A 21,966-nucleotide genomic window follows, 5' to 3' on the forward strand; every position below is an offset into this window, starting at 1 on the left:
AGTTTGTACCTTGCAGGATTTTTGCTTCTGATTAGATTAAGCCTTCCAAGAGACCCTTCATAAAGTTTTCTGAGTTAAACTCTCCAATATCATCGATTTTTTCACCAAAACCAATCAATTTTACAGGAATATTGAGTTCTTCACGGATGGCTAGAACCACACCACCTCGAGCAGTTCCATCAATCTTAGTCAAGACAATTCCAGTTAGTGGCGTGATTTTTGAAAATTCTTTGGCCTGTACAAGAGCGTTTTGACCTGTTGATGCATCAAGTGCCAAAAAGGTTTCATGGGGTGCTTCTGGCACAACACGTTTGATGATACGACCAATCTTTTCCAACTCAGCCATAAGGTTATCCTTATTTTGCAGACGACCAGCGGTATCAATCATAAGAATATCGATACCTTCAGCTACGGCACGTTCCATTCCATCAAAGACCACACTGGCTGGGTCAGCTTTCTCAGGTCCAGTCACTACTGGAACATCTACTCGTCGACCCCATTCAGCTAGCTGGGCTACCGCCCCTGCACGGAAGGTATCTGCCGCAACCAGCATGACCTTCTTACCAGCTTGTTTGTAGCGGTGGGCTAGTTTCCCGATAGAAGTTGTTTTCCCGACACCATTGACCCCGACAAAGAGCATGACTGTCAAGCCCTCTTGGAAGTGGATACTTTCATCGTAATTGCCATCCTTTTCATAAAGCTCAACCAATTTCTCAATAATGACACGGCGAAGTGCATCAGGTTTCTTGGCGTTTTCAAGCTTGGCTTCGTAGCGTAGTTCCTCTGTTAAGTTAGAAGCGACTTGGACACCAACGTCACTCATAATCAGTAGTTCTTCCAACTCCTCGAAGAATTCTTCATCGACAGAGCGGAAATTAGCAAAGAAGGCATTTAAGCGAGCTCCGAAGCCTGAACGAGTTTTCTTGAGACTACGGTCATATTTTTCCTGAACGGTTTCTTCTGCTTGAGGAGTTTCTGGTTCAAGAACTTCAATGCTGTTTTCTTCTTCATCTTCTATGAACTCAGGATTTTCTTCCTCAGTAATTTCTTCTTGATGAACCTCTACAGCTGGCTCTGAATCCAGACTTTCTTCAACTGTCTTTTGATTTTCCTCTTCTTGGAGCAGATCTTCTTCAGAACTTTCAACTTCTGCTACTTCTTGAGAAACTTCCTCAGCTTCTGTATCTTCAGACAAATCAAGATTTTCCAGAGCTTCTTTTACAACTTCTTCGATTTTAGGTTCTTCTTTTTTTCCGAATAGACGGTCAAATAATCCCATATCTTAGTTCTCCTTTAGCACATATTCTTCGATAGCCCAGGCGACAGCCTCTTCATCATTGGTCATTGGTGTCACTACATTTGCGACTGCCTTGACTTCAGGAACAGCATTTTGCATGGCAACACCGAGCCCTGCCCATTCAATCATAGAGAGGTCATTGGCCTCGTCGCCACAAGCCATGACTTGGCTTTGGTCGATTCCAAGATGGCTGATTAGTTTTGCCAAGCCGGTTGCTTTATGAACATTCTTTGGTGACCACTCTAGCAACATTTCACGTGATTTAAAGATTTCATATTGGTCAAACAATTCTGGAGAAATCTTCTGAATAGCTGCATCCAAGGGTTCTTGAGCAAAGGCGGTCACGCATTTATTATAAGTCATTTGACTAGATAAGTCTTCAAAGTCCACTGGAACAAAGGTCAATGCTGGATTGAATTTGGCATAAAGACTTTCTTGGTCCGATTGGATTTGATAAACAGTTCCTTCTGAGATGGCATCAAGAGGCAGTGATAATTTCTCTGTTTCTTCATACAAACGTGCCACATCATCATATGAAAAGACTGTTTTATCAAGGATTTCTCCTGTATTCTTCTGAACCAAACCACCATTAAAGGTAATGGTATACTCATCTTCCTGGCCGTCAGTCCCTAGCTCATGTAGAAAGAAATCCATAGCTTTTAAGGGACGACCAGTTGTCAAAACGACCTTGATACCACGATCACGCGCAGCTTTCAAGGTTGCCTTGGTACGATCCGTCAGCCTTTTATCAGTAGTCAGCAAGGTCCCGTCCAAGTCCAATGCAATCAATTTTATATCTGCCATTATAAGCCCTCCATATAAGCTATAACCGACTGGTCCTTATGGTGACCAATCACTGTCTCTGCTAATTCTAAAATTTCAGGTCGTGCATTTTCAGGAGCTACAGGATGTCCCACCACCTGCATCATGTGCAAGTCATTTAGGTTGTCTCCAAATGCCATAACCTGATCCATTCTGATACCAAGTTTTTTAGCTAATTCAACAATGGCCACTCCCTTATCGACATAGTCCAGAACGATATCAATGGATTCAAAGCCAGTTGTCATAGCCTTAACACCAGGTACATTTTCATTGACCCAAGCTTCTCCAGCTTCTAGCGTTTCTTCTGTGAAGTTGGTCGTAAATTTGAAAATGTCATCTGTGATATCTTCCAGACTCGCTACTTTTTGGATATTTTCATTATAGTGCTGACTCACTTTCAAATAGGTCTCATCAACCGTATCCAGAACATAAGAGCCTTTTTTGCCCGTCAAGAGTAATTTATTGATATCTACATAAGGTGACGTTTTCAGCTTTTCAAAAGTTGCTAGATAAAACTCACGAGACATGGTCGCTTCATACAAGTCCTGACCTTGATATTCGACCAAACTGCCATTTTCCGCGATAAAAATAATGTCATCACAAACATCAGCAAATAATTTTTCTAAGGATAGAAATCCGCGCCCCGAAGCCACCGCAAAGTAAATCCCTTTTTCCTTGTAGGAAGCCAAGAGAGACTTGAGGCGATCCATATCAAAGCATCCATTCTCATTTAGGAAAGTTCCGTCCATATCCGTTGCTACTAGTTTAATTGTCATCCTTCAATACTTTCTAAATCTTTTAACTTCACCGAAACAATTTTTGAAACACCTGATTCTTGCATAGTCACTCCATAGATGGAATCAGCCGCTGCCATGGTTCCCTTACGGTGGGTCACAACGATAAACTGGCTGTCCTTGTCAAAGCGGTTGAGGTAATCCCCAAAACGCTTAACATTAGCTTCATCTAGTGCAGCCTCTACCTCATCCAAGATGACAAATGGGATAGTCTTAACTCGAATGATAGAGAAAAGCAAAGCTAGAGCTGACAGGGCTTTTTCACCACCACTCATGAGGTTGAGTGATTGGATTTTCTTACCTGGTGGTTGAACAGAAATCTCAACCCCAGCTGTCAGCAAGTCTCCCTCAGTCAAAATGAGGTCCACCTGACCTCCACCAAACATCTGCTTGAAGGTCACTTTAAAGGACTCACGAATGGCTTCAAAGGTTGATTTAAAGCGCTCCTTGACCTCATCATTCATCTCTGTAATAGTCTCTAGGAGCAGATTTTTCGCTGACAAAATATCATCTCGCTGACTATTTAGAAAGTCCAGACGGTTGTGAACTTCTTCATACTGGTCAATAGCTTCTATATTGACAGGACCCAGTGATCGAATAGCCTTCTCTAAATCTTTAACCTCTTGCTCTGCCAGATTGAGATTCTCCAACTCATGAGACTTTTCTAAAGCTTCTGTATAGCTAATCTGATACTGGTCTGTTAGCTGACTCTGTAGATAGCGCAAGCGCTCGCTGACCTTTTCTTTCTTGGCTTCAGCACGAGTTTGCTTACGAATCCACTCTTCATTCTGCTGGCGAGCCTGATCCAAATGACTAGCAATATCATCCAGTTGACCTTCAATATCATCCAACTCAAACTGCTTGCGAATCAAACCTTGTTGGAGATTTGTTTTCTGAATTTTGGCTTCATCAGCCTGTTGACTGAGCAAATCCGTATCAACTTTCTCAAGATTGTCAACTTTTTCTTGGAGAAGGCGCTGGATTTCCTCTTGCTCGATATTCAGATTATCCAATTCCTTGCCTAAACGTTCAATATCAGCAACTTCATAACGTTTTTGTCCTTGCAGTTCTGTCTTAAGCAGGCGAGCTTGCGCTACCTCTTCCTGCAAGTTTTGATAACGTTCTTGGATGGCGTTTTTGTTGGACTTAATCTCTTCAATCTCAGCTTCCAGATTTTTCTTGTCACTTGCGATTGTAGCAAGGTGCTCTTGGCATTTTTCCTTATCTGCTTGCCAATCTCCGTCAGAAAGACGATCTAATTCCTCTTCTTGGAGTTTCCAAAGAGTTTCTAGATCTTCAACTTGCTGACTGGTCTGCTGATAAGCGAGGGACAATCCTTGCTCCTGAATACGTGCCTGCTCTCCTTGAGATTTGATAGCTTCTAATTTTTCTGTCAATCTAGCCATCTCATCTTGCAAGGTCTTCAAAGATTCTTCTTCTGAACGAAGACTTGCTTCCTCTTCAGCAATTTCTTTTTGTAATTGCTCCAGTTCTGGCTTGATGAAAATACTGTTATTCTGGCGGTTGGCTCCACCTGCATAGGAACCACCTGTTCGCAATTCTGTCCCGTCCAAAGTCACCATACGGACCTGGTAACGAACCTGGCGAGCTGCTGCACGCGCATGCTCTACAGTATCAAAAATAGCCGTCGTAGCTAGCAAGTTCTTGAAAATAGCTTCCAGTCTAGTATCGAATGTCACCAGCTCATCAGCCATACCCAGAAATCCTGGACTTGTAGCAATAGCATCTTGGTTCTGACTAGAAATCGTACGCGCCTTAATCGTTGTCAAAGGAAGGAAGGTCGCACGACCAGCTCTGTTACGTTTGAGGAAATCAATAGCCTTAGTCGCCGCATTCTCATCTTCTACGATGATGTGCTGACTGCTTGCGCCAAGCGCAATCTCTAGGGCAGTTTGATAATGAACATCAAAAGTCAAATGCTCACTGACTGCACCAATGATCCCACCAAGACGGTCTTTTTCTTGGAGAACACTCTTAACACCTGCGTAAAAGTTACTATGATTTCTAAGGATATTCTCTAAACTCTGGGCTCTAGCCTGCTTGTTTTTGAGACTATCCAGACGGTCAAAGAGTTGGCTCTGCTGAGCTTGGTAAGAAACTTTTTGCTCCTCTTGCTCCTTGGCAATAGCCTGATAGTCAGCCAATAATTTTTGAACTTGCTCCTTGGCAGTTTCAAGATCCGCCTTTTGCTGACTAGCCTTCTCTTTAGCTGTAGCCAACTGTTCTTTCAGCTTTTCTAATTGATCTGCTTGTTTTTGAGAAAGCTGACGACTATTTTCTAACTCATTTTCGATACGGGTCAACTGGTTTGAGACATCCGCTTCTTCTTGTAAAAGGGCTACAAAGCGTTCACGTAGAAGCTCAATCATCTGATCAGGATCATCTGAAAAAGCCAGCAATTCAGCTTCTAAACGATTGAGTTTTTGATTATTTTGGACTAGATTCTCTTCTAAGAGAGCTAAAGAGCTTTCTTTATCAGATTTTTCTTGGTTGAGTAAATTTCTCTTATCCTCCAAAGAAGCCAAACGAGCTTGTGCTTCCTGTTGATTTAGGGCTACTTGCTCAGATTCCAGTTTCGATAGGGCTAATTTTCTCTCTAAATCACTAATCAGACTGGTCAAATCCATCAAACTGCCTTGGTCTTTGGCCATTTCAGCCTGTAAATCTTGGCGTTGCTTTTTAAGAGTATGATTTTCTTCCTCTAATTTTTCCCGCTTTTGGTAATAACTCGTCAATAGTTCCTGAACCTGAGCCAACTCTTCTTCTGTCAACTCTAATTCAGCCTTATTTTCCTTGATTTGAGCAACTAAAACATCCAAGTAAATAGCCTTACGTTGACCTTCCAAATCCAGAAACTTACGAGCATTTTCAGCTTGCTTCTCAAGAGGCTTAATTTGATTATCCAACTCGTAGATAATGTCTTCAAGACGATCCAGATTATCCTGAGTTTGTTGTAGTTTACTCTCAGTTTCTTTTCTGCGAGTCTTGTATTTCAAAACTCCTGCAGCTTCTTCAAAAATGGCACGGCGTTCTTCAGGCTTGGAGTTAAAAATCTCCTCAACCTTGCCTTGTGAAATGATAGAAAAAGAATCTCGTCCCAAACCTGTATCCAAGAAAAGATCATGAATATCACGCAGACGTACTTTCTTACCGTCAATCTTGTATTCGCTATCTCCACTACGATAGATATGGCGTTCTACCCTGATTTCTTGGCCTGCATCCTTGATAAATCCGTCATTATTATCCAAAGTCACAACTACAGAAGCATAATTGAGCGGTTTGCGACTTTCTGTTCCAGCAAAGATGACATCTGGCATCTTGCCACCACGGAGACTCTTGACACTAGACTCCCCCAAGGCCCAACGCAGACTTTCTGTAATATTCGACTTTCCTGATCCATTTGGACCCACAACTGCCGTAACCCCTTGGTCAAAGACGACTTTAGTCTTGTCAGCAAAAGACTTGAATCCCTGAATTTCGATTTCCTTTAAATACATGAATCCAGCCCTTTCTCAACGGCATTTTTAGCAGCTTCCTGCTCTGCCAATTTTTTCGAACGACCTTGACCTTGACCAATGCTCTTGCCTTCAACCAGAACTTCTACATCAAAGACCTTATCGTGAGCAGGACCCGTTTCAGAAATCACCTGATAACGAATAGCCACATCTCCATTGACCTGAAGTAACTCTTGGAGATGGGTTTTGTAGTCTGTAATCATCTCAAACTCGCCTGCTTCAACCTTAGGAATCATGACTTGGTAGATAAATTCCTTGACCTTGGCCACATCCTTGTCCAAAAGGAGGGCACCAAGAAAGGCTTCAAAGGCATCACCAAGAATGGTATCACGATTGCGTCCACCAGATTTTTCTTCCCCTTTACCAAGTTTGATAAACTGATCAAACTGGCAATCACGCGCAAAACCAGCCAAACTCTCCTCACGGACAATCATGGCACGGAGTTTAGACAAGTCACCCTCAGGTTTTTTAGGATATTTTTTATACAGATATTCTGAAATCAATAACTGTAGAACAGCGTCTCCTAAAAATTCCAAGCGTTCATTGTGTGAAATTTTTAAGAGGCGGTGCTCATTGGCATAACTCGTATGAGTAAAGGCAGTTTCCAGTAAATTTTTGTCTGCAAATTCGATTGCAAAATGGTTTTTAAGTACAGTTTGTAATTCTTTCATACCAACCTCTTTCTAACTGATAACAGTCCTTTTTATTATATCAAAAAAAGCCCCCTGAGTCACTTTAAAATGGGACTGGAAAGCATTTGGGCATTCTTTAAAAAGAGATTTTCAGTTTTAAGGGCCAATTTAGGGCTGTGTAAAGAAAAAAGCCCTATTAAAGGCTTTTTTAGGATGTTTACATCCACCCTGAGGGAATCGAACCCCCATCTCAAGAACCGGAATCTTACGTGATATCCATTACACTAAGGGTGGAAACTTGTTTTATTATAACAGAAATTTGCTCTAATAACAAGTTTTTTTCTGGCCATATAGCCCGTCTTAGTGGGAAGCATCCCCATTCCAGATGGAGTTTTTCACGATAACATAATCAACGTGTTTAAGGTCAGCAACCTGACGTCCACCTGCATAGGAAATAGCACTTTGAAGGTCTTGTTCCATCTCAGTTAAAGTGTCTTGCAGATGACCTTTAGCAGGAAGCAAGATACGTTTGCCTTCCACATTTTTGTAAGCACCCTTTTGATATTGTGAGGCTGAACCGTAATATTCTTTGAACTGTTCACCATCGACTTCAATCGTTTTCCCTGGACTTTCAATATGTCCTGCAAAGAGGGAACCAATCATGACCATGCTGGCACCGAAACGAATAGACTTGGCAATATCACCATGAGTACGAATTCCTCCATCAGCGATAATCGGTTTACGCGCAGCCTTGGCACACCAGCGTAGAGCAGCCAACTGCCAACCACCTGTACCAAAACCAGTCTTAACCTTGGTGATACAAACCTTACCAGGACCGATTCCGACCTTAGTAGCATCCGCACCAGCATTTTCCAATTCACGCACCGCTTCTGGTGTTCCTACATTTCCAGCAATGACAAAGGTATCTGGCAATTCTTTCTTGATGTGTTGAATCATAGAAATCACGCTATCTGCATGACCATGGGCAATGTCAATCGTGATGTACTCAGGAGCATCAGCCTTGAGCTCGCTAACGAAATCATACTCGTAGTCCTTAACACCAACAGATATAGAAGCAATGAGCCCTTGCTCGTGCATGCGTTTAATAAAAGGAATGCGTCCTGCCTCATCAAAACGGTGCATAATGTAGAAGTAACCACCTTTAGCCAGTTGCTCTGCTACATTTTCATCCAAAATTGTCTGCATATTAGCTGGCACAACAGGTAGTTTAAAGGTGTGATTTCCTAGAGTGACACTTGTATCTGCTTCTGCACGGCTTTTAATGACACATTTATTTGGAATCAATTGAATATCTTCGTAATCAAAAATTGGAAATTCATTTAACATATCGATGTCTCGTTTCTTTTATAATGACCTACCTATGCTTGCGCATCACTACGTCTTTTCCGACGTTTCCTTAATTAATTATAAACAAAAGTACAGTTTTTGTCAAATAATTTTATAAATTAAAAAATATAGTTCGGATTTTCTTGTATAAATAATAAAAGAAAGAGGAGAGATTATTTTCTCCCCACTTCTTTAGTAATATTACTTTTAAAAATTTCTTCGGAGTTTTCCAGCATTTCACAAAATTCACTATAGGATGAAGACTTCTGAGGAATTTGGATAGACCATTTCTTCAACAAAGCTCCATAACCTGCTAGCTTTCCTATCTCATTATCAACAACCTTGTCCTCGCTCGGAAAAACAAGACCAGCCTTCTCAGCTTTCAAAATATAAGAATAGGAAATCAGCTGGAATAAGTCCTCACGGTTGATTCCTTTTTCAGTCAATTCCAGTTTTTTATACTTAGCATCTAATACTATTTTAAGCTCTTCTTGATAAAAATCTGGAAATACTTTTCTTTCTCGACTAGAAAATACCGAAATACCACCTAGCTTTTCTTTATTCCGTGGATGGATGAAATCTTTTGGCAATAAGGTATGGACATACTCTTCCCAAAGCCAGGCAACATCAAAAAGAATACCATGAATTTTTTGATCTTGATACCCTAAACCGTGCTTTTCTTGGTTTAGAATCATCAGACAAAGTTCTTGTAACTTTCTGTACTCGTGAAAGTATGCATGACGTATAGGTTTAGATTGATTTCCCCGAATAATCTTAACACGATCAGCTAGTTTATAAGAAGGAGTTACCCGCACGATTTCTGCTACATTTTCACGACTAGTCAAGAGATTATCAAGAACCCCTTGACCAATGCTTTTCTGATTCTTAATGTATTCAATAGTGTGACGGATTAGCTGCATGAGAGGATTATCATAGGTGAACTCTCTCATTGTGTAGGCAATATTTCCCGTGAAAGGAAGGTTTTTCTTGAGATGGTTTCTTACATCAATCACTCCCTTAACATGACTGTCATTATAAGAAAATCGATGGTATTCCTTATAAAGACCTTTTCTAATAGCAGCTTGTAGATACTTAGGGAAGAGATACATCAAAAGTTGATAAAGCCTCTCTTCACGAGACAAAGCAACATCTAAACTAGTGAGATTGATATGAAGAACCTTGTGTAAGAGATAATGCAAAAAATGGTCATTACTCTCATCAGAAAAGCGAGAGGAAATCGTTAATCTTTCCTGACCACACCCCAGAAAACCAATCACATTTCCAGTCTTGATTTTCTGATTAACTGTTTCAAAGATTTTTTGGTCCTTCTCTAAGTCAGGAGAATTCTTCAAATCATTTGGAAAAATAAAGATATTGTCCTCTTTAGAAAGGTTATCCAGTGTTCTATCAAGAAGTGCTTGACTTAGTTTGGGATATTCTTTGACAAAGCCTTCCTTAGCAATTCTATGCTGATTATCAGTTATCCGCATCATTATCACCAGTATCTTGCGGTTCTGTTCGCTCGTTATTTGTCAGATCAAATGCTTTTTTCAATGTTTCCAGAGTTTCATCCTCTTCATAAGAACCCCGTAAGTAATCTTCCAAAAGCGGTTTGAGGTAATCAGACCAGAGTAATTCATAATCAAATTTTACTTCTTTTAACCTCAGGAAATAACTTGGCCCGATATGATAATAACTGTTTAATTCCTGAACATTTTCAATTGCAGCATTCAAGTTTCTTAGTCGAGTCTTAGCTTCTTCAGCACGCTCACCTAGTTCTTTATCTAGAATATAAAGTTGACTTTCAGCCGTAACTTCAACAAATCTGAAACGACGACGCATAGCAAAATCAAAGGTATCTACTGAACGGTCTATGTCGTTCATAGTCCCGATGATATAGACATTTTCAGGAATATAAAACTTATCATCAGTTTCGTGTAGATTAGCATATTGGGTAGAAACACTTCCCTTTTCGCCACGATAGTCAGAATCAATTGAGAAAAAAAGTTCTCCAAAAATCTTAGAAATCTCACCACGGTTGATTTCATCGATGATGAAGACGAATTTCTTGTCTGTGTCAATTTCTGTTGGGGAAACATAGTCTTTCAAACCAAATCTCTTTCTCAATGTTTCTAGGACAGTTTTTCCACCACTTTTGTAGTATTCTTGCTTATTATAATTTTTATCTTTATACAACTCGTAAACATATTTGCGAGGTAGTGACCATCCTGGAACACCACTATCATAATTTACTGACAAATTTTGTCTACTATTAACAGATAAGTAAGATGTTTTTGTTATATATTCTTTTTCTTCGGCAACATTTATATATTCTAAGTAAGAATCCCAGGCCTCATCAAAATTATCTTGTCCTCCAATCAATTGGGCTTCTTTTGCTTTCTGACAAAAATCTTTAAAAATACCATCTTGTAATTTAAATTCAATAGCTCCATCCCCATTTGATACCGGTCTCAACCCCTCTACAAAATCCGTATAATCATAGGAAGGGTGAAATTGTACAAAGTCGATTTGATCTTCATTACCACCAGTTAGCTCTGCCGCAATTTCTTTAGCAAGATAAGTTTTTCCCGTGCCAGGAGCACCACGGAGGATGAGGTTTTTGGATTGTAATAGAGATTGAGTTAATTGATGACGAAAATTGTTTGATGAATCCATTGTACTATTTTCTTCCTTATTTTCTATAAAGAGCTTAGAATACTCAAAAAGCATAGTTCCTAATTTCGATGGCTCCAACTCAGGATAAGTTTTGGACAACAGTTCAATTATTTTATGATTTTGCAGATAAGGTCCACCTTGAGTTGTTTGAGAAACAAAATGGCTCCAAAATTCTTTTTGACTATTAATATTTACACCAAAGAAAGGATATCCCTCAGAATAGATACAAAGTAATTTTGTCACCATAGCAGAACGACCAACAAATTCATTTGTTGATCTTTTCATATCAAAAATAGGATTTTCAAAATTAAAACGAATACCTTCTTTGATAATTTCATACAAATCTGATTTTAATTTTGAAAATCGCTGATCCAACTCTGAAATCTCATTATTAGCTTGATCTTTATATTTGTTTGTTTTTTTATTCCAATAAATACCAAATTTTGAAGCTGAGCCACCAGAAATTCCAAGAAATAAATTTTTGTATTTTCCCTTCTCAAGAGCGTAGCACAAAGACTTATTTTGCTGTCCCTTTCCTATTACATATTCATCGATTGACATTGTTAAAATCCTATCCAAAGGCCATTCCTGGAGAAATTCTTCTTTTAATTTATCATTAAACTTCTCACCAGTAGCTGCCTTATTTAATAACTCTTCTTTATTTAGATTATACCAATCATAAAAATTTTCCAAACTAACTTTTCTTTTCAGCATCAATCTTACCCCTTTTATAATAATGTTCGAATAAAAAACTATATATTTCACATATAGAATATCACATCTATATAAAAAAGAAAAGAATTTCTAAAGAAAAAGCCTAATGTAGAGTAGGGTATTCCCTCTTAACACTAGACTTCTTTTCTATTTTTAATAATACTCGCCCTGACGGTAGTCCCATGAGTTAAAGGTGTCTGACAGGTGCATCATAATCTTATCAATGTCAAGCCCTTTGCGGATCACAACTGGAGCTGGTGAAGTTGAACGTGCTCCTCCTTGTTCTGGAATAAGTTTACCATCTTTATCAACCATAGAAACCATCACACCTTGCTCGTAGCGAGTTTCAATCGTTTTGTCAGGTTGGATGGATGCCACGTAGTCGTCTGCTTCGATGACAAGGTCCACTGCTCCTTCGATGCGTTCTCCGATACCTTCTACCTTACCACGGTTTCCTTTACCAGATGGGTTAGCTGATGAGGCATAGACCATCTTGCCTTCTTCCCAAAGTTTGGCAGCTAATTGTTCACCAGCTTTCCCAAATTTGATAACGAAACAGCTAGTACCACGCACGTCCGTCATCAATTCTTCACGGCCATCCCCATACGCTTTGAGTTTTTCAAAGGCTTCTGGTTTCCAAGGAAGGATACAACCAAGAAGAATATCTTCATCCCAATGTTTTTGGTAGAAGGCTTCAATTTCTGGGTTGAGTTGTGCTAAGGCGCGAAGCTCATCCATGCTACCACAGAGAACAACACCTGGTTTGTTACGGTTACGTTCTTTGGCTTCAAACTTACGTTCAAGACCAGCCTTATCGCTAGTCATGATGATGTAACCAACTTTAGTAGGGCAAACAATACATCCGCCCTCACCTTTTAAAATGTCATAGCCTTCTTGTGAAAGTGTTCCGTTCCATTGAATGTGTTTTGTCATAGTTCTATTTCCTTTTCTATTTTTCTTCTAATCCTGCCAGTAAGCTGGTCGTTGTTTTTCATAAGCAGCAATCAAATCTTCATACTGCAAGGTAATACCGATATCATCCAAACCATTTAAAAGCTTGTGTTTCCATTCGCTATCGATTTCGAAAGTGAATTCTCCAACTGGTGAGATGATTTTTTGTTGTTCCAAGTCCACAGTTACCTGATCAGTCGGTTGTAGCTGGGCCAGTCTCTCTCGAACCTCTCTGGGCTGTACAATAGGCAACATACCATTATTAAGTTCATTATTGTAATGAATGTCACCGAAAGAGCCTGCAATCACGACCTTAAAACCATAGTCGGCTAGAGCCCAAGCTGCGTGTTCCCTCGAAGAACCCGCCCCAAAGTTATCACCTGAAATGAGAATACTGGCATTGCGATATTCAGGTCGATTAAAGACAAAGTCTGGATCCTCAGTATACTTATCGTCCAGATAACGCCAAGCATACATGAGGTACTTACCAAAGCCTTTCTTATCAATTAACTTGAGAAACTGCTTGGGTAGGATTTGGTCAGTATCAATGTTATCATTCATGAGAGGAACAGTCGTTCCCGTATAAACTGTAAATTTCTCCATATCCTCTCCTTACTGGGCCTCTGGCATTTGTCGAACATCTACAAAGCGCCCTGCGATAGCTGCTGCTGCTGCCATAGCTGGACTACAAAGATGGGTCTTAGCACCAAATCCCTGTCTATCTTCAAAGTTGCGGTTACTGGTTGAAGCACAGTGGACCCCATCAGGGACCTTGTCAGGATTCATCCCTAGGCACATAGAACAACCTGGGTCTCTCCATTCAAAGCCAGCATCTAAGAAGACCTTGTCCAAGCCCAACTTTTCAGCAGCTCGTTTGACAGGACGAGAGCCTGGAACCACGATAGCCGTTAAGTTTGAAGCAATTTTCTTCCCTTTAACAAATCGAGCAGCCAGTTGCAAGTCACTGAGACGAGCATTGGTACATGAACCGATAAAGATATAGCCTAGTTCAATATCAGCCGGCTTTTGACCTGGCTCTAAGTCCATGTAGTTGTAAGCTCGCTCATCATTCATATCTTTAATTTCTGGGAAACTACTGTCAAAGTCAACCCCCATAGCAGGATTGGTTCCCCAAGTTACCATAGGAGCCAAGTCAGAGACATCCATCTGGATAACCTTATCGTAAATGGAATCATCATCACTGACAAGGGTTTTCCAATCCGCTACAGCCTCTTCAAAGTCCTCTGGAACACATTCCCGTCCCTTGAGATAATCATAGGTGGTTTGGTCCGGATTCATGATTCCCATCTTAGAACCAAACTCGATGGACATATTGCAGATGGTCATTCGCTCTTCCATGCTCAGTGCATCAATAGCTTGTCCACGATATTCCACCACGTAACCAACACCACAAGCAACACCGTACTTGGCAATCAAGGCTAAAATGAAATCCTTGGAATAAACTCCTTTTTGAGGAACTCCAGTGAATTCTACCAACATTTTCTTGGGTTTGACTTGCCAGAGGGTTTGGGTAGCAAAAACATGCTCAACTTCACTGGTCCCAATTCCAAAGGCGATTGCTCCGAAAGCTCCGTGGGTTGCCGTATGGCTGTCCCCACAAACAATGAATTTTCCTGGTTGAGTCCGTCCTATTTCTGGACCAACCATATGAACGATTCCTTGTTTTTCAGAACCGTGGGCCGCATGTTCAATCCCAAATTCCTCAATATTTTCAGCCAGCTTATCAATTTGAGCCTTGGAAATGACATCTCGAATATCGTAGATATTAACCGTTGGGACATTGTGGTCAAAAGTACCAAATGTCAAGTCTGGTCGTCTCAATCTGCGACCTGCATCTCGTAATCCTTGAAAAGCCTGAGGACTGGTCACCTCGTGGATATAGTGCTGATCCACATACATGAGTTGGGGTTGCCCCTCTTCTCCTGTGATGACATGGCGGTCCCATAATTTATCAAAAATCGATTTTCCTGCCATCCATTACCTCCAAATATAATATAAGGCTACTAGTGTGGTCACCATCCCAAGAAACCAAACTGTTTTAAAGTACCATTTTCTAGTCTTGTGGTGAAAAGTAATTCCTGCTAACCAAGCTCCAAAACCACCACAAGCAACGGCTAAAATGAGTAAGATTTTCTCTGGGATGCGCCAAGCTCTTCTCCTTGCCTTGGATTTGTCAATGCCATAAATAATGAAAATCATGACATTCCAAATCAAAAGGACTAGAGTAATTTTTTCGTCTAACTTCATAACCTTGCAATAATCTCTTCCGTCATTTCCTTGGTCGAAGCCTGACCTCCTATATCTCTCGTTAAAATGCCAGCTGCCAAACTTGCTTCAACAGCATGCTCGATACGCTCCGCATCCTCAAAACGTCCAAAACTATCTCTCAGCATCATGGCCACTGATAAAATCATGGAGATAGGATTGGCAATTCCTTGACCAGCAATATCAGGTGCTGAACCGTGAATAGGTTCATAGAGACTTGGTCCATTTTCAGAATGACTGGCTGATGGCATAACCCCAAGTGTGCCAGATAGAACGCTTGATTCATCAGAGAGAATATCTCCGAAAAGATTTTCTGTCACGATGACATCAAACTTAGCAGGATTGGTAATCATGAGCATAGCAGCTGAGTCCACCAGTTGGTGTTCCAAGGTCACATCTGGGAAATCCTGTGAGACCTTCTCAGCTACTTTCCGCCAGAGTTTTGATGTTGCCAACACATTTTGCTTATCTATACTGGTAAGGATTTTTCTCCGACTTCTTGCGATTTCAAATGCCTTACGAATAATTCGCTCCACTTCCTCATAGCTGTAGTCATTGATATCACGCGCTTTTCGCTCTTCAAGAATATGATCTCCAAAGTAAATACCACCTGTCAACTCACGCACCACAACAAAGTCAACACCAGCAATTCGTTCTGGTTTGAGAGGTGACAAATGCTTAAGACTCTCAAATATTTTAACCGGGCGAATATTAGCATAGAGATTGAGTTCCTTACGAAGAGCCAGCAGGCCTTGTTCAGGCCGAACCGCTGTACTATCATACCGGGGACTACCAATAGCTGCTAGGAGAATGGCATCTGCTTCTCTACTTGCCTTGAGGGTTTCATCAGGTAAGGGATGCCCTGCAGCATCTATACCTGCACCGCCAAAAGGTCGCCTTTCAACCTCATAATCAAAACCTGTTTTTTCAGCTAGAGCTTCCAGAACCTCTAAACCAGCCTCCATGATTTCTGGGCCAATTCCGTCCCCTGCTAGAGCTACTATTTTTTTTGTCATAGCATTCTCCTTTACACACTAGGCATATCGCGATAGGAAACGCTACGTCCCATCTCACCAGCATTCTCTTTTTGAACAAAGGTATTGGCATTGATGTAGGCAATAGCCGAAGCCTTCAACACATCGAAATCAAGACCTGCTGCATTAAAGATGGTCTCTGTATCTCTGTTTTCAACAGTGACCAAGACCCGAGCCTGGGCATCGATCCCATCTGTTACCGCATCGATAGTATAGGACACCAAGCGAACGGATTGATTGAAGAACTTGTCGATAGCGTTGAAGATAGCCTCAACGGAACCTTGGCCTGTCGCATTAAATTCGACTTTTTCACCATCCATATTGGCTAGGCTAACGATTGCTTCAATGTCATTATCTGCATGAGTTTGAAGTTGTAAATCATCAAAGTGGAAGCCTTCTGGATTCTCAACCATGGTTCCAGCTACCAAAGCTCGAATATCTGCATCTGTGATTTCTTGCTTCTTGTCCGCTAACGCCTTGAACTTAGCAAAGAGTGGCTTGATATCCTCTTCTGTAAAATCTAGCGCCAATTCTCTTAGTTTCTCGACAAAGGCATGGCGACCTGACAATTTTCCAAGTGGAAGGCTATTACTCTTGACACCGACCAATTCAGGAGTGATGATTTCATAGGTAAGAGGATTTTTAAGAACTCCGTCTTGGTGAATACCAGATTCGTGAGAAAAGGCATTGCCACCGACCACAGCCTTGTTTTTAGGAACTGGAATTCCTGAAAAGCGAGAAACCATTTCTGACGTATTGATGGTTTCATTTAAAACAATACTAGTTTCTGCTTGATAGTAATCTTGGCGAATATTGAGAGCCACTGCTATTTCTTCCAAAGCAGCATTTCCAGCTCGCTCACCAATACCGTTGATAGTTCCTTCGACACGTCCTGCCCCATTCTTGACAGCAGCAAGGCTATTAGCCACTGCCATTCCAAGGTCATCGTGGCAGTGAGGCGAATAGATGATCTGACGATCCGTCTTGACATTCTCAATCAAGTATTTGAAGATAGCTCCATATTCCTCTGGTGTGGTAAATCCTACCGTATCAGGAATATTGATATAAGACGCACCTGCATCAACCGCTGTTTGAACAACTTGTAGAAGGAAATCCAACTCTGTTCTGGTCGCATCTTCAGGAGAGAATTCGACCACTTCAAACTTGGAACGTGCATAAGAGACATGCTCACTGATTGCTTCCAAAATCTCTTCCTTGCTCTTATTGAGCTTATACTTTCGGTGAATCGGACTGGTTGCAATAAAGACGTGCACTTGTGGATACTTGGCGTCCTTGAGGGCCTCGTAACAAGCATCAATATCAGACTTGACAGAGCGTGCTAAACCAGTCACCGCTGTTTTCTTCAAGGCCTTAGCAATCTCCTGAACTGCCGTAAATGAGTCTGGACTAGCCGCTGGAAAACCAGCTTCGATGGCTGAAATGCCCCATTTCTCCAGCTGTCTTGCAATGGCAATTTTTTCCTTGATTGAAAAGTTAACACCCGGTGTCTGTTCTCCATCCCGAAGGCTGGTATCTAGAAATTCAACTGTTCTCATAAGATTTCCCCTTTTCCAAATGTGGTTTTAAAAAAACATCTCGCTCAGAAACCCAAGCGAGATGTTGATTCACTCCCGCTTGGTAAGCCAAACAGGACTAATGCTTTTTGCACTAGCCCGAGTACCTCAACAACAAAGCGAATTGATTAAACTTAGCTGCTTTCATGTTTGACTTTCTCCTTCGTTTGATATCTTGTTTAGTATTTTAGCATAGGCAAAAGTACTTGTCAAGAAAAAATCCAATATTTTCTGAAAATTTCTTCAGTAGAGAATATTTTGCTAATTGAAAGTTCTTGAAAAATCTTGAAATACTTTATTTTTTAGAGGTTAAGTTCCAACTTATTTCTATCAGTTTCAGTACTTCTTCATCTGATAAAGTATCATCAAGCACCACACTAATCCAGTAGCGTTTGTTCATATGAAAGGCTGGATAAATACCTTTACTTGAAAGCAAATCAGCTACTTGATCATGTTTGAGGTTGACTGCTTCCACTTGTCCTTCTCTGCCCTTTTCCAGCTTCCCCCAAGAAATTTTCATCCAGACGGCATACCACTTTTGATTGCCTTCATGTCTTAACACTGCCGTATCAGGCGATTTCTCCCACAAATACTCCAACTGATTACCATACTTTTCTTGAACTTGAGTCACGATTCTTTTAGTCTGAGGACAGATAAAATCCTGTACCTCAAAACAAGCCTTCCGAATCTGATAAAGAATCTCCAAACAAGCCTCACGAACACTTCCGACAAAACTTCCTGTCATGCTTTCCATATGGACTTGAGGATAGAGATCACCTGTTTCCTGATCAAAGACTTGAAAGCTCAAGTTTCCATCAACTACGGACACAGTCATGACAAAGTCACCTTGCAAAATCTGGCAACTATAGGTCCAGACTCCACCATTTTCTACAAAACCATAATCATAAGCCTTTTCTTGATTCAACTGATAGGATTTAAAAATTTCAAACATAAGTGAAAACTGCTACCCAAAGCTAGCAGTTCCTTTCTATTTTTTAAAAGACAACCTTGGTTCCATGCAATTGTATCACACCTAGCTGGTCGATAAAGGTTTGACGGTTGTCCAAGTCAATCCCCCCACCTGGTAGAATTTCAATTTTACCTTTAGCATGTTCCAAAATTCTGTGATAGTGAGCAAAACGTTTCTCTAGTGAATCTCCAGACACACCAGCACGAGTTAGGATACGAGTAACTCCAGCTTGACTAAGCCAGTCAATAGCTTCCAGTTGATCATCGTCACTCAATTCATCAAAGGCCATGTGAAAGACAATTTCCATCCCTTTTGATGCCGCAATTAACTTTTCAAGATTAGGCTTATCCAACTTCTTCTCACCAGTTAAAGCCCCAAATACAACTCCTTGACTTCCAGCCTGAGCAGCCAACCGAATGTCTTCTAGCATAATTGCAATTTCTAGGTCATTATAGACAAAGTCGCCACCACGTGGACGAATCATGGTCATGATGGTCGTATCGTAGTTAGCTGCCAATTCTACCGCTGCCTTGGTCACGCCATAGCTGGGTGTTGTTCCTCCCACTGCCAGATTATCACAGAGTTCGATTCGACGAGATCCAGCCTGCATCGCTTTTTCAAGCAAGGTCACATTTTCAGCACAAAATTCGTAAATCATTTGATTCTCCTTGAAGATTACTTTAAATTCATTATATCATATTATTGTGAATATGCTTTCATTTATATCAAGGAAAATAGCTACTATTTTTTATTCTTTGTCTGGAATGACCTTGAAGAGATAATAGGTGATAAAAATGGTCAAGGCTCCTAGACCAATTTTGACAGGTAAGAGAGGGGCAAAATAAATTGAAATTCCCATCAAAATGTAGATAGATACGATGATTTTTTTCTTACGTTCACGCGCAATTGACTTAGTCTCACGAAAATCAGCTACATATGCTTGATAGAGCTTGGTATGATAAAGCCAATCTTCGAAACGCTTGGAACTTCTAGAGAAACAAGCAATAGACAACAAAAGAAAGGGAGTTGTAGGCAACAAGGGCAAGACAACCCCAATAATAGCCAAGGCTAGTGATAAAAAACCAATGATCAAATAGATAAAACGCATAACTTCTCCTAGTTAAAATAATCTTCTTCTAGTTTCGCATATAATGATGAATTTTGTCAAGTTCTAACCAAAAAGAGCCTGAAATCCACTTTCAGGACTCTCCTCTTATTTAATCTTTTCTTCTTCGTAATCACCATTACTGCAAACAACCTGCTTGCCACCACCACGGACTTTTTTCTCCATGAGGAAGTTTCCACATTTTGGACAGTCACGACCAACAGGTTTGTCCCAAGAGGTAAATTCACATTCTGGGTAGCGATTGCAACCATAGAAAAGGCGATTACGTTTGGTTTTACGTTCAATGATTTGTCCCTGATGACAGCTTGGACACTCAACACCAATCTCTTTCACGATTGCTTGGGTATGACGGCAATCTGGGAAATTGCTACAAGCGTAGAACTTCCCAAAACGACCAAGTTTAATAACCATTGGACTGCCACACACTTCACAGTCAAATCCAGCTGGTTCATCCTTGATTTGGATTTTCTCCATTTCTTCTTCAGCCTTGGCCACTTCTTTAGAAAATGGTTTGTAAAAGGCATCAATGACACGTTGCCACTGCTCTTTTCCAACTTCGACGTCATCCAGCTTGCCTTCCATTTCAGCTGTAAAGGTCACATTTACGATATCTGGGAAATATTCAACGATGAGCTTGTTAACAATTTCTCCCAACTCTGTCGGTTCAAAACGTTTGGCTACAAGGCGAACATAATAACGTTTCTGAATGGTTTCAATGGTTGGCGCGTAGGTTGACGGACGTCCAACTCCATTTTCCTCCAAGGTCTTGATAAGGGTCGCTTCAGAATAACGGGCAGGCGGTTGAGTAAAATGTTGCTCTGGTTTGCTATTCACCTGCTTAACCACATCTCCAACAGCCATATCTGGTAACATCTTATTCTTGTCAGAGTCATTGTAAATGGCAAGATAACCATCAAACTTAACCTGACTACCATTAGCAGCAAATTGAACTCCATTTTGAGACAATTTAACAGCCATGGTATCAAAGACAGCAGCTGTCATCTGACTCGCTACAAAACGATTCCAAATAAGAGTATAAAGCTTGAGCTGATCCTTATCCAGATACTTAGCAATACTTTCAGGTGTATTAAAGACACTAGACGGACGAATAGCCTCGTGGGCATCCTGAGCACCTGATGCATTTTTGACCTTGCTACCATGCTTAGAATACTTACTACCAAAACGGTCCGTAATGAAACTTGCTGCTTCATTTTGCGCTACAGGACTGATACGAGTCGAATCGGTACGCATATAAGTAATCAAACCTTGAACACCAGAACCGATATTAATCCCTTCATAGAGCTGTTGGGCAACCATCATGGTTTTTCGAGTACGGAAATTAATTTTATTGGCAGCATCCATCTGCATAGATGAAGTGGTATAGGGTAATGGAGCATTGCGTTTGCGCTCTTTCTTATCTACCTGATCCACTGAAAAATCTTTGCTAGTCAGACGAGATAAGACTTCCTTAACCTCATCATTACTAGTCAGTTTCAGCTTTTTACCATCTACTCCATAGAAGGAAGCCTGAAATTGCTTGGTTCCCTTTTTAAAGACAGCATCAATTGTCCAATATTCTTCTGGCTGGAAGTCATTGATTTCATTTTCACGATCAATGATTAACTTAAGCGCAATAGACTGAACGCGACCTGCTGACAAGCCCTTCTTTACCTTTTTCCACAAAATAGGCGAAATCGAATATCCTACCAAGCGGTCTAGGACACGACGAGCCTGTTGGGCATCAACCAAGTCCATATCAATCTTGCGTGGCTCCTTAAAAGCATTTTTGACTGCATCCTTGGTGATTTCATTGAAGACCACACGGTTAGCATCATTTTCATCCAAGTTGAGAATGTGAGCCAAATGCCAAGAAATCGCTTCTCCTTCACGGTCCGGGTCACTCGCCAGAAAGACTTTATTAGCTTTTTTGGCTTCTTTTTTCAAGTCATTGATAAGAGGACCTTTTCCTCGGATATTGATATATTGCGGTTCATAATTATTTTCAATATCGACGGACATACTAGATTTCTTCAAATCACGGATATGCCCAACACTGGCTAAAACCTTATAGTTTCTGCCTAGATATTTTTCAATCGTCTTAGCCTTAGCAGGCGACTCCACGATTACTAGATTTTTTTTAACTGTTGATTTTTTCTTTTTTGTTGCCGTAGCCACAGTATCACACCTTTTCAAAGTAATAAACTTTA

At 40.7% G+C, this 21,966-nt stretch carries 18 protein-coding genes and 1 tRNA gene; all 19 read right to left on the reverse strand.

The features are described from left to right. Positions 1–31: 31 nt before the first annotated feature. The 19 genes from ftsY to topA all read right to left on the reverse strand — a co-directional run bounded on the left by ftsY (position 32) and on the right by topA (position 21,934). Positions 32–1,279, reverse strand: coding sequence for a signal recognition particle-docking protein FtsY (ftsY, locus tag QP439_RS00305; protein WP_261017174.1), 1,248 nt, complete (start codon positions 1,277–1,279; stop codon positions 32–34). Positions 1,280–1,282: 3 nt separating this feature from the next. Then, a complete protein-coding gene (locus tag QP439_RS00310; RefSeq protein ID WP_000763444.1) occupies positions 1,283–2,101 on the reverse strand; it encodes a Cof-type HAD-IIB family hydrolase in 819 nt (272 codons plus the stop codon). Beyond that, positions 2,101–2,895 (reverse strand): Cof-type HAD-IIB family hydrolase, encoded by a 795-nt coding sequence (locus QP439_RS00315; protein WP_285386850.1) that lies wholly within the window; start codon positions 2,893–2,895, stop codon positions 2,101–2,103. The genes QP439_RS00310 and QP439_RS00315 overlap by 1 nt, the downstream gene beginning before the upstream one ends. Then, entirely contained in the window at positions 2,892–6,431 is a 3,540-nt protein-coding gene (gene smc / locus QP439_RS00320; RefSeq protein WP_285386852.1) for a chromosome segregation protein SMC, read from the reverse strand. Before smc ends, QP439_RS00315 begins: the two co-directional genes overlap by 4 nt. Next, positions 6,422–7,120: a ribonuclease III gene (gene rnc / locus QP439_RS00325; protein ID WP_000661487.1), complete on the reverse strand. Its 699-nt coding sequence runs from the start codon at positions 7,118–7,120 to the stop codon at positions 6,422–6,424. Before rnc ends, smc begins: the two co-directional genes overlap by 10 nt. 183 nt (positions 7,121–7,303) lie before the next feature. After that, positions 7,304–7,375, reverse strand: a tRNA-Arg gene (locus QP439_RS00330). A gap of 66 nt (positions 7,376–7,441) precedes the next feature. Beyond that, the gene (locus tag QP439_RS00335; protein ID WP_049510532.1) at positions 7,442–8,428 is read right to left on the reverse strand and encodes a GMP reductase; all 987 of its coding nucleotides are present in this window, start codon (positions 8,426–8,428) and stop codon (positions 7,442–7,444) included. Between the two features lie 173 nt (positions 8,429–8,601). Further along, positions 8,602–9,921, reverse strand: coding sequence for an McrC family protein (locus tag QP439_RS00340; protein ID WP_285386853.1), 1,320 nt, complete (start codon positions 9,919–9,921; stop codon positions 8,602–8,604). Continuing rightward, entirely contained in the window at positions 9,905–11,818 is a 1,914-nt protein-coding gene (locus QP439_RS00345; protein ID WP_285386854.1) for an McrB family protein, read from the reverse strand. Before QP439_RS00345 ends, QP439_RS00340 begins: the two co-directional genes overlap by 17 nt. A 153-nt stretch (positions 11,819–11,971) precedes the next feature. Further along, positions 11,972–12,751 carry an L-threonylcarbamoyladenylate synthase gene (locus QP439_RS00350; RefSeq protein WP_000160505.1) on the reverse strand — a complete coding sequence of 260 codons (780 nt, stop codon included), beginning with the start codon at positions 12,749–12,751 and terminating at the stop codon, positions 11,972–11,974. A 27-nt stretch (positions 12,752–12,778) separates the two neighbouring features. Then, positions 12,779–13,372 carry a 3-isopropylmalate dehydratase small subunit gene (gene leuD, locus QP439_RS00355; RefSeq protein ID WP_285386855.1) on the reverse strand — a complete coding sequence of 198 codons (594 nt, stop codon included), beginning with the start codon at positions 13,370–13,372 and terminating at the stop codon, positions 12,779–12,781. Between the two features lie 9 nt (positions 13,373–13,381). After that, on the reverse strand, positions 13,382–14,764 hold the full coding sequence (leuC, locus tag QP439_RS00360) for a 3-isopropylmalate dehydratase large subunit (RefSeq protein WP_285386857.1): 1,383 nt from the start codon (positions 14,762–14,764) through the stop codon (positions 13,382–13,384). 3 nt (positions 14,765–14,767) lie between these two features. Then, positions 14,768–15,037: a DUF1294 domain-containing protein gene (locus QP439_RS00365; RefSeq protein WP_261104659.1), complete on the reverse strand. Its 270-nt coding sequence runs from the start codon at positions 15,035–15,037 to the stop codon at positions 14,768–14,770. Continuing rightward, a complete protein-coding gene (gene leuB, locus QP439_RS00370; protein WP_285386858.1) occupies positions 15,034–16,071 on the reverse strand; it encodes a 3-isopropylmalate dehydrogenase in 1,038 nt (345 codons plus the stop codon). The genes QP439_RS00365 and leuB overlap by 4 nt, the downstream gene beginning before the upstream one ends. Positions 16,072–16,082: 11 nt before the next feature. Then, entirely contained in the window at positions 16,083–17,645 is a 1,563-nt protein-coding gene (locus tag QP439_RS00375; protein WP_285386860.1) for a 2-isopropylmalate synthase, read from the reverse strand. 313 nt (positions 17,646–17,958) lie between these two features. Beyond that, on the reverse strand, positions 17,959–18,615 hold the full coding sequence (locus QP439_RS00380) for an MmcQ/YjbR family DNA-binding protein (protein ID WP_285386861.1): 657 nt from the start codon (positions 18,613–18,615) through the stop codon (positions 17,959–17,961). Between the two features lie 43 nt (positions 18,616–18,658). Then, on the reverse strand, positions 18,659–19,291 hold the full coding sequence (locus tag QP439_RS00385) for a copper homeostasis protein CutC (RefSeq protein ID WP_285386862.1): 633 nt from the start codon (positions 19,289–19,291) through the stop codon (positions 18,659–18,661). 90 nt (positions 19,292–19,381) lie between these two features. Beyond that, entirely contained in the window at positions 19,382–19,741 is a 360-nt protein-coding gene (locus tag QP439_RS00390) for a YbaN family protein (protein ID WP_020901447.1), read from the reverse strand. Between the two features lie 105 nt (positions 19,742–19,846). Continuing rightward, the gene (gene topA / locus QP439_RS00395; RefSeq protein ID WP_285386863.1) at positions 19,847–21,934 is read right to left on the reverse strand and encodes a type I DNA topoisomerase; all 2,088 of its coding nucleotides are present in this window, start codon (positions 21,932–21,934) and stop codon (positions 19,847–19,849) included. Positions 21,935–21,966: the final 32 nt, after the last annotated feature.

The sequence above is a fragment of the Streptococcus sp. UMB1203 genome (assembly GCF_030217725.1).
Lineage (GTDB): Bacteria > Bacillota > Bacilli > Lactobacillales > Streptococcaceae > Streptococcus.

Coding starts and splice junctions, on each gene's coding strand:
- QP439_RS00365 (WP_261104659.1), bottom strand. CDS start 15,037: ATGAAGTTAGACGAAAAAATTACTCTAGTCCTTTTGATTTGGAATGTC.
- QP439_RS00310 (WP_000763444.1), bottom strand. CDS start 2,101: ATGGCAGATATAAAATTGATTGCATTGGACTTGGACGGGACCTTGCTG.
- QP439_RS00340 (WP_285386853.1), bottom strand. CDS start 9,921: ATGATGCGGATAACTGATAATCAGCATAGAATTGCTAAGGAAGGCTTT.
- rnc (WP_000661487.1), bottom strand. CDS start 7,120: ATGAAAGAATTACAAACTGTACTTAAAAACCATTTTGCAATCGAATTT.
- QP439_RS00385 (WP_285386862.1), bottom strand. CDS start 19,291: ATGATTTACGAATTTTGTGCTGAAAATGTGACCTTGCTTGAAAAAGCG.
- QP439_RS00380 (WP_285386861.1), bottom strand. CDS start 18,615: ATGTTTGAAATTTTTAAATCCTATCAGTTGAATCAAGAAAAGGCTTAT.
- QP439_RS00345 (WP_285386854.1), bottom strand. CDS start 11,818: ATGCTGAAAAGAAAAGTTAGTTTGGAAAATTTTTATGATTGGTATAAT.
- QP439_RS00315 (WP_285386850.1), bottom strand. CDS start 2,895: ATGACAATTAAACTAGTAGCAACGGATATGGACGGAACTTTCCTAAAT.
- ftsY (WP_261017174.1), bottom strand. CDS start 1,279: ATGGGATTATTTGACCGTCTATTCGGAAAAAAAGAAGAACCTAAAATC.
- QP439_RS00390 (WP_020901447.1), bottom strand. CDS start 19,741: ATGCGTTTTATCTATTTGATCATTGGTTTTTTATCACTAGCCTTGGCT.
- QP439_RS00350 (WP_000160505.1), bottom strand. CDS start 12,751: ATGACAAAACACATTCAATGGAACGGAACACTTTCACAAGAAGGCTAT.
- QP439_RS00335 (WP_049510532.1), bottom strand. CDS start 8,428: ATGTTAAATGAATTTCCAATTTTTGATTACGAAGATATTCAATTGATT.
- smc (WP_285386852.1), bottom strand. CDS start 6,431: ATGTATTTAAAGGAAATCGAAATTCAGGGATTCAAGTCTTTTGCTGAC.
- leuC (WP_285386857.1), bottom strand. CDS start 14,764: ATGGCAGGAAAATCGATTTTTGATAAATTATGGGACCGCCATGTCATC.
- leuD (WP_285386855.1), bottom strand. CDS start 13,372: ATGGAGAAATTTACAGTTTATACGGGAACGACTGTTCCTCTCATGAAT.
- leuB (WP_285386858.1), bottom strand. CDS start 16,071: ATGACAAAAAAAATAGTAGCTCTAGCAGGGGACGGAATTGGCCCAGAA.
- QP439_RS00375 (WP_285386860.1), bottom strand. CDS start 17,645: ATGAGAACAGTTGAATTTCTAGATACCAGCCTTCGGGATGGAGAACAG.